Origin of the sequence: Synechococcus sp. BA-120 BA3 (assembly GCF_034931285.1) — a bacterium.
In the GTDB taxonomy this organism is placed as follows: Bacteria; Cyanobacteriota; Cyanobacteriia; order PCC-6307; family Cyanobiaceae; genus Cyanobium.
Map to the genome: position 1 here is coordinate 1 of NZ_JAYGHZ010000345.1, position 6,107 is coordinate 6,107.

The following is a 6,107-nucleotide window of genomic DNA, read 5'->3' on the forward strand; positions in this document are numbered from 1 at the left end:
CCTTGCACCAGCTGGTTCGTCATCAGGGCGAACAGCACCGCGAAGGGGATCAGCACCAGGGTGGGATCGATGCCCAGCAGCAGGCCGAGGGTGATGCCGAGCAGGGCGGAATGGCCCAGGGCGTCGCGCTGCACCGCCCCCTGGTCGGCCAGCAGCAGCAGGCGCGGCAGCTCCAGGCTGGCCGAGAGCCGGTTGAGGGCGTGCTCGGCGTGGGTGAGGCCCTCCTGCAGATGGCGCCGCACCGTGGGCAACTGCTTCTCCCCCTGGTCCTGCAGCTCGCTGTCGAGCAGCCGCTGCTGGGCCTGCTGGAGATCCTCGGCGGAACGGTCGAGGGCCTCGCGCACGTGCTGGCTGAGGCTGGTGACAGCCTGCTGCAGCAGCAGATCGAAGGAGCCGGAGGGGGCCACGGCGCCGCTGCCGCGGTCGCTGACCTGACCCAGCATCAGCAGGGCCAGTTCACGGGCAAGGGTGCGACTCTGCATCAGGAGGGTTGGGGGGCGCGCAGCTGGGCCAGGAGGCTGGCAAAGCTGCGGTTGGACGTGGGTTCCCGCTCGTCGGGGCTGACGATGCCGGCGGAGATGATCGTGCGGAAGGCATCCTCGACGCTCAGGTCGATGTCCTTCACCAGGCGCTCGGGCACCACCGCGTACCAGCCGGTGGTGGGGTTGGGGGCGGTGGGAATGAAGACGCTGAGCATGGTCTCGCCGAAATCGGCCTGGATGGCCGTGCCCAGCACCCCGGTGACGAAGCCGACGGCAAAGAGCCCCTCACGGGGGTATTCGACCAGCACCACCCGGCGGAAGCGGGCGGAATTGCCCTGCAGGAAGGTTTCGAGCAGCTGCTTGAGGGTCTTGTACACGGATCCCGCCAGGGGGATGCGCAGCAGGGTGCCCTCACCGAACTCCAGCAGCCAGCGGCCGACGATGTTGCGGGCCATCAGACCGATCAGCAGGATGCCCAGCAGCGGCACCAGCAGCCCTACCCCCAGGTTGATCAGGTCCTGGAGGAGGGGGTTGAGGGTGTTGAACGGGTTGAACTGCTTGGGGATCGACGTCAGGAAGGCCAGAACGAAGCGGCTCACCGTGGTGGCGAGCCAGATCGTGGTGGCCAGCGGAATGACCACCAGCAGACCGGCGATCAGATCGTTCTTGAGATCCTGCTGCAGCCGGTTGCCCAGGGGCTGATCGGAACTGGGACTACTGGATGGGACCAATGGATGGGGTCCGGAGGGGCGAAACCCTAACGGTAACGATCCACGGGGGTCTTACAGGACACTGCCGAGGCAAAGGATCGTGAAGGCGATGATCAGCACCACCGCGCCGAGGGATCCGCCGTAGCGGCGCTGGCTCAGGGTGACCTTGCTGGTCTGCTCGGTCTGCTTGAACTGGGTCTCGAGCTGGTCGAGCTGGCGATCGACGAAAGCGCGGGCCGACTGGGTCTTCTGCTCCTCGGTGGCGCCCGGGGGCACCTGGCCGGTGGCCTCGGCTTGCTTGATCAGCTGCTGGAGCAGGGCGGGATCCTTGCTCTGCTGGCGGGCCATCTCCAGCTGGCCGCGCTTGGCGGCAAGCTGCTGGTCGGCCTGCTGCTGCATCTGCTGGTCACCGCCGAAGGTGATCGGCAGCGAGGCGGTCAGCAGCACGGCCAGCAGACCGCTGATGATGCAGACGGTCCAGAGGACGGGGGTGCGCTCCTCCGACGGGTCTTCCAGGCGGGAGGAGAGGTACATGAGCAGCAGCCCGATCAGACCCATCGGGGCCTGGCCGATCAGTCGCTCCACCACGAGCTGGCGGAAGGCCTCCTCCTGCCAGTCCCAGAGGGTGAGCACCGCGACCAGTTGCAGGACGAGCAGCACCACCAGGGTGAGGCCCATCCAGCGCAGCAGGGGACTGAAGCGGGAGGAGGAACTGGCTGCCACGCAAGGGAGGTCGGATTCGTGGGACTCTACCGGCAGCCCTTGAACGCACCGTCCTCCCTTAGCGCACTGGCGGCGGCGCTGCGGGCCAGGGCCGAAGGGCTCGGCTTCGCGCCGGTGGGGCTGGCGGCGGTGCCGGGAAGCCCGCGGTTACCGCTGCGCACGGCCGCCCTGGAGCGCTGGCTCGCGGCGGGCCACCAGGCGGGGATGGGCTGGATGGAGGATCCCCGCCGCCGCCGGATCGAGGCGCTTCTGCCGGGGGTCCGCAGCATCCTTGCGGTGGGCTGGAACTACCACGTGGCCCGGGAGCGGGCACCGGGGAGCCTGCGGGTGGCCCGCTACGGCTGGGGCCGGGATTACCACCGGGTGATCGACGGCCGCCTGCGGCAGCTGGGGCGCTGGCTCGAGGAAATCGCGCCGGGCACCACCTGGCGCGCCTGCGTCGACAGCGCCCCCCTGCTCGACAAGGCCTGGGCGGAGGAGGCGGGCCTGGGCTGGATCGGCAAGAACGGCAACCTGATCCATCGCCGCCGCGGCTCCTGGATGCTGCTGGGCCACCTGCTCACCAGCCTCGACCTGCCCCCCGACCGCCCGTCCGAGCCCCTGTGCGGCAGCTGCACGGCCTGCATGGACGCCTGCCCCACCGGCGCCCTCGACGAGCCGTTCGTGGTCGATGCCCGCCGCTGCATCGCGTACCACACGATCGAGAACCGCGACGCGGCGCTGCCGGCGGCGATCGCCGGGCGGCTGCAGGGCTGGGTGGCCGGCTGCGACATCTGCCAGGAGGTCTGCCCCTGGAACCGGCGGCCCCTGCCCGTCGCCACCGACGCCGACGTGCAGCCCCGCCCATGGCTGCTGGATCTGGGCGGCGCGGAGGCCCTGGGCTGGAGCGACGGCGACTGGGACGAACGGCTGCGGGCCTCGGCCCTGCGGCGGATCCGGCCGGCCATGTGGCGGCGCAACATCCGGGCGGCGCTGGCGGGCGGCTGGGGACAACGGGAGACGGCTCCCTAGGCTGGGGCGATTCGGGGTGATTCCGTGGGCCGGCGGTTCTGGCGACTGTTCTCCTCCCTCTTCCTGGCCATGCCCCTGACGGCCACCCCCCTGGTGGGATTCGCCCTGCCGGCGCGGGCGCTGGTGCCGTTCGTGTACCTGCCGCAGGAGAAGGAACTGGAGGGGGCGGGGCTGGGCATCGCCCAGGCGGCGGCGCGGCTGCTGCGCCTCGGCCAGGCGGAGGATGCGGCCCGGCTGGCGGAACTGACGGTGCAGCTGCTGCCGCAGGACCCCCGCGGCTGGGTGCTGCTGGCGGAGGCGGAGCTGCGCAGCAACCAGATGGAGAAGGCCAAGGTGGCCCTGGCCCGAGCCAAGGAGCTGGATCCCAACAACGCCGGCATCTGGTTCGCCGAGGGCTCCTTGGCGCTGAGGGACGGCAAGCCCCAGGACGCCATCGGCCTGCTGCGGCGGGGGCTGGAACTGGACAACAGGAACGCCGGTGCCTACTTCGACCTGGGCAATGCCCAGATCCTGCTGGGCAACAACCAGGAGGCCCTGGGGTCGTTCGAGCGGGCGGCGGGGCTGCGCAAGGACTTCTGGGAGGCGATCAACAACCAGGGGCTGGTGCTGTACGAGAGCGGCCGCGTCAACGACGCCATCGGCCGCTGGCAGCGGGTGCTGAGGATCAAACCGGACATCGCCGAAACCTCCCTGGCCCTGGCGGCGGCCCTGTTCGAGCGGGGGCCGGCGGAGCGGGCCCAGGCCCTGAAGCTGGCCGAGACCGCCCTGGCGGAGGAGCCCAACTACGTCAAGGAGAAGTTCCAGAAGGAGCAGCTCTGGGGACCGAAGCTGCGGGCGGTGACCGCCCAGCTGCTGGCCCTGCCGGAGCTGAAGGCGGCGGTGGAGCGGGCCCTGGCCAATGCCACCGACGCTGACGGCGGCAGCGGCGACGATTCCTGAGCCCGGGGGGCCCCGGGCGCCATCTGTAGGCTGAGCGCCCTGAGCCGCTGAGCCAAAGGACCGGATGCCGGACGAGCGCGTCCAACCGATCGCCCTGCATCAGGAGATGCAGCGCTCCTACCTCGAGTACGCGATGAGCGTGATCGTGGGGCGGGCCCTGCCGGACGTGCGCGACGGGCTCAAGCCGGTGCAGCGGCGCATCCTGTATGCGATGCACGAGCTGGGGCTGACCCCGGACCGGCCCTACCGCAAGTGCGCCCGCGTGGTGGGCGACGTGCTGGGCAAATACCACCCCCACGGCGACCAGGCGGTCTACGACGCCCTGGTGCGGCTGGTGCAGACCTTCGCCAGCCGCCACCCGCTGCTGGACGGCCACGGCAACTTCGGCTCGGTGGACGACGACCCGCCGGCCGCGATGCGGTACACGGAGACCCGGCTGGCGCCGATCGCCAACGAGGCGATGCTCGATGAGATCGGCAGCGACACGGTCGATTTCGCCTCCAACTTCGATGGCTCCCAGCAGGAGCCGACGGTGCTGCCGGCCCAGCTGCCCTTCCTGCTGCTCAACGGCTGCACCGGCATCGCCGTGGGCATGGCCACCAGCATCCCGCCCCACAACCTGGGGGAGGTGGTGGAGGCGCTGATCGCCCTGATCCGCAAACCCGACCTGCCCGAGGAGAAGCTGCTGGCGATGGTGCCGGGCCCGGATTTCCCCACCGGCGGCGAGGTGCTGCTCGGCAGCGGCGTGCGCGACACCTACGCCACCGGCAGGGGCAGCATCCCGATGCGCGGCGTGGCCCACATCGAGGAGGTGCAGCCCGGCAAGGGGCGCCATCGGCGCGGCGCCGTGGTGGTGACGGAACTGCCGTACCAGCTGAGCAAGGCGGGCTGGATCGAGAAGCTGGCCGAGCAGGTGAACGACGGCAAGATCGGCGGCATCGCCGACATCCGCGACGAGAGCGACCGCGAGGGGATGCGGGTGGTGATCGAACTGCGGCGCGACGCCGAACCCCAGAAGGTGCTGGAGGAGCTGCAGCGCCGCACGGCCCTGCAGAGCAACTTCGGCGCCATCCTGCTGACGCTGGTGAACGGCCAGCCCCAGCAGCTGAACCTGCGCCAGATGCTGCAGCAGTTCCTGGAGTACCGGGAGCTGACGATCATCCGGCGCACCAACCATGCGCTGAAGCGCTGCGAAGACCGCCTCGAGGTGGTGCAGGGGCTGATCAAGGCCCTCGACGACCTCAAACGGGTGATCGCGATGATCAGCGAGGCAAGGGATGCCGCCACGGCCCGGGCCAGCCTGCAGGTGCACCTGGACCTGAGCGAGCGCCAGGCCGATGCGGTGCTGGCGATGCCGCTGCGGCGGCTCACGGGCCTGGAGCAGGAGGGGCTGCGCAAGGAGGCGGCCGATCTGGAGCAGGAACGCACCCGGCTGCGGCACTTGCTCAACGACCGCGGCACCCTGCTCGACACGATGGTGAGCGAGCTCAAGGGGCTGAAGAAGCGCTATGCCACCCCGCGCCGCACCCGGCTGGTGGAGGGGGGCGACGCCCTGGTGGCCCAGCGGGCGGCGGCGGTGCGGCCCAACACCGAGCTGCAGCGCCAGCAGGCCTTCGAGGCCCTGGCCGGCGATGGCCGGCTGCTGATCCAGACCGACGGGGCGGTGCGGATCGTGACGCCCCAGATGCTGGGCCGGCTGCATCTGGATCAGGCGGCCGAGCTGGGGGACCTGCCGCCGCCGGCGCGGCTGATCCTGCCGGTGGCGGAGCAGCCGGCGTTGCTGGCCTTCAGCGCCGGCGGCAAGGTGGCCCTGCTGCGCTGGGAATTCGCCGGCCAGAACCCCGGCAGGCTGGAGCGCTTCCTGCCCGACAGCCTGCACGGGGAGACGGTGGTGCAGGTGCTGCCGCTGCCCCAGCCGCCGTCGGGAAGCATCGGGCTGCTGAGTACCGATGGGCGCTTCAAGCGGCTGCCGATCGAGGATTTCCTGGAGCTGTCGGGCCGGCCCGCCACGGTGCTGAAGCTGAAGGAGGGGGTGGCCCTGCAGCGGGTGGTGCCCTGCCGGGAGGGGGAGGATCTGGTGGTGGTCACCAGCACCGGGCGGGTGCTGCGGCTGGCGATCAACGACACCAACCTGCCGGTGCTGGGCCGCACCGCCCAGGGACCGATGCTGCTGCGGCTGCTGCCCGGCGAACGGGTGGTGGGGGCGGCGCGGGCTGGGGTACACCTGCAGGGCCAGCACCTG

Annotated in this window: 6 protein-coding genes; 3 read left to right on the forward strand and 3 right to left on the reverse strand. The window is 70.9% G+C overall.

Translation table 11 applies throughout. The features are described from left to right. The 3 genes from VB737_RS14240 to VB737_RS14250 form a co-directional block, all read right to left on the reverse strand. On the reverse strand, positions 1 to 482 hold a 482-nt coding region (locus VB737_RS14240; RefSeq protein ID WP_500313924.1), incomplete at its 3' end, for a metal ABC transporter permease. Then, positions 482 to 1,213: a DUF502 domain-containing protein gene (locus VB737_RS14245; RefSeq protein ID WP_500313925.1), complete on the reverse strand. Its 732-nt coding sequence runs from the start codon at positions 1,211 to 1,213 to the stop codon at positions 482 to 484. The genes VB737_RS14240 and VB737_RS14245, both read right to left, overlap by 1 nt. Before the next feature lie 51 nt (positions 1,214 to 1,264). Continuing rightward, positions 1,265 to 1,915 (reverse strand): HpsJ family protein, encoded by a 651-nt coding sequence (locus VB737_RS14250; RefSeq protein WP_219904361.1) that lies wholly within the window; start codon positions 1,913 to 1,915, stop codon positions 1,265 to 1,267. A 39-nt stretch (positions 1,916 to 1,954) separates the two neighbouring features. On the opposite strand from VB737_RS14250, the gene queG reads away from it, so the two are divergent. The 3 genes from queG to VB737_RS14265 form a co-directional block, all read left to right on the forward strand. After that, positions 1,955 to 2,926: a tRNA epoxyqueuosine(34) reductase QueG gene (queG, locus tag VB737_RS14255; protein ID WP_500313927.1), complete on the forward strand. Its 972-nt coding sequence runs from the start codon at positions 1,955 to 1,957 to the stop codon at positions 2,924 to 2,926. Positions 2,927 to 2,950: 24 nt separating this feature from the next. Continuing rightward, a complete protein-coding gene (locus tag VB737_RS14260; RefSeq protein WP_500313929.1) occupies positions 2,951 to 3,865 on the forward strand; it encodes a tetratricopeptide repeat protein in 915 nt (304 codons plus the stop codon). Positions 3,866 to 3,929: 64 nt separating this feature from the next. Beyond that, the coding region (locus VB737_RS14265; RefSeq protein WP_500313931.1) for a DNA gyrase/topoisomerase IV subunit A at positions 3,930 to 6,107 on the forward strand (2,178 nt) is incomplete at its 3' end.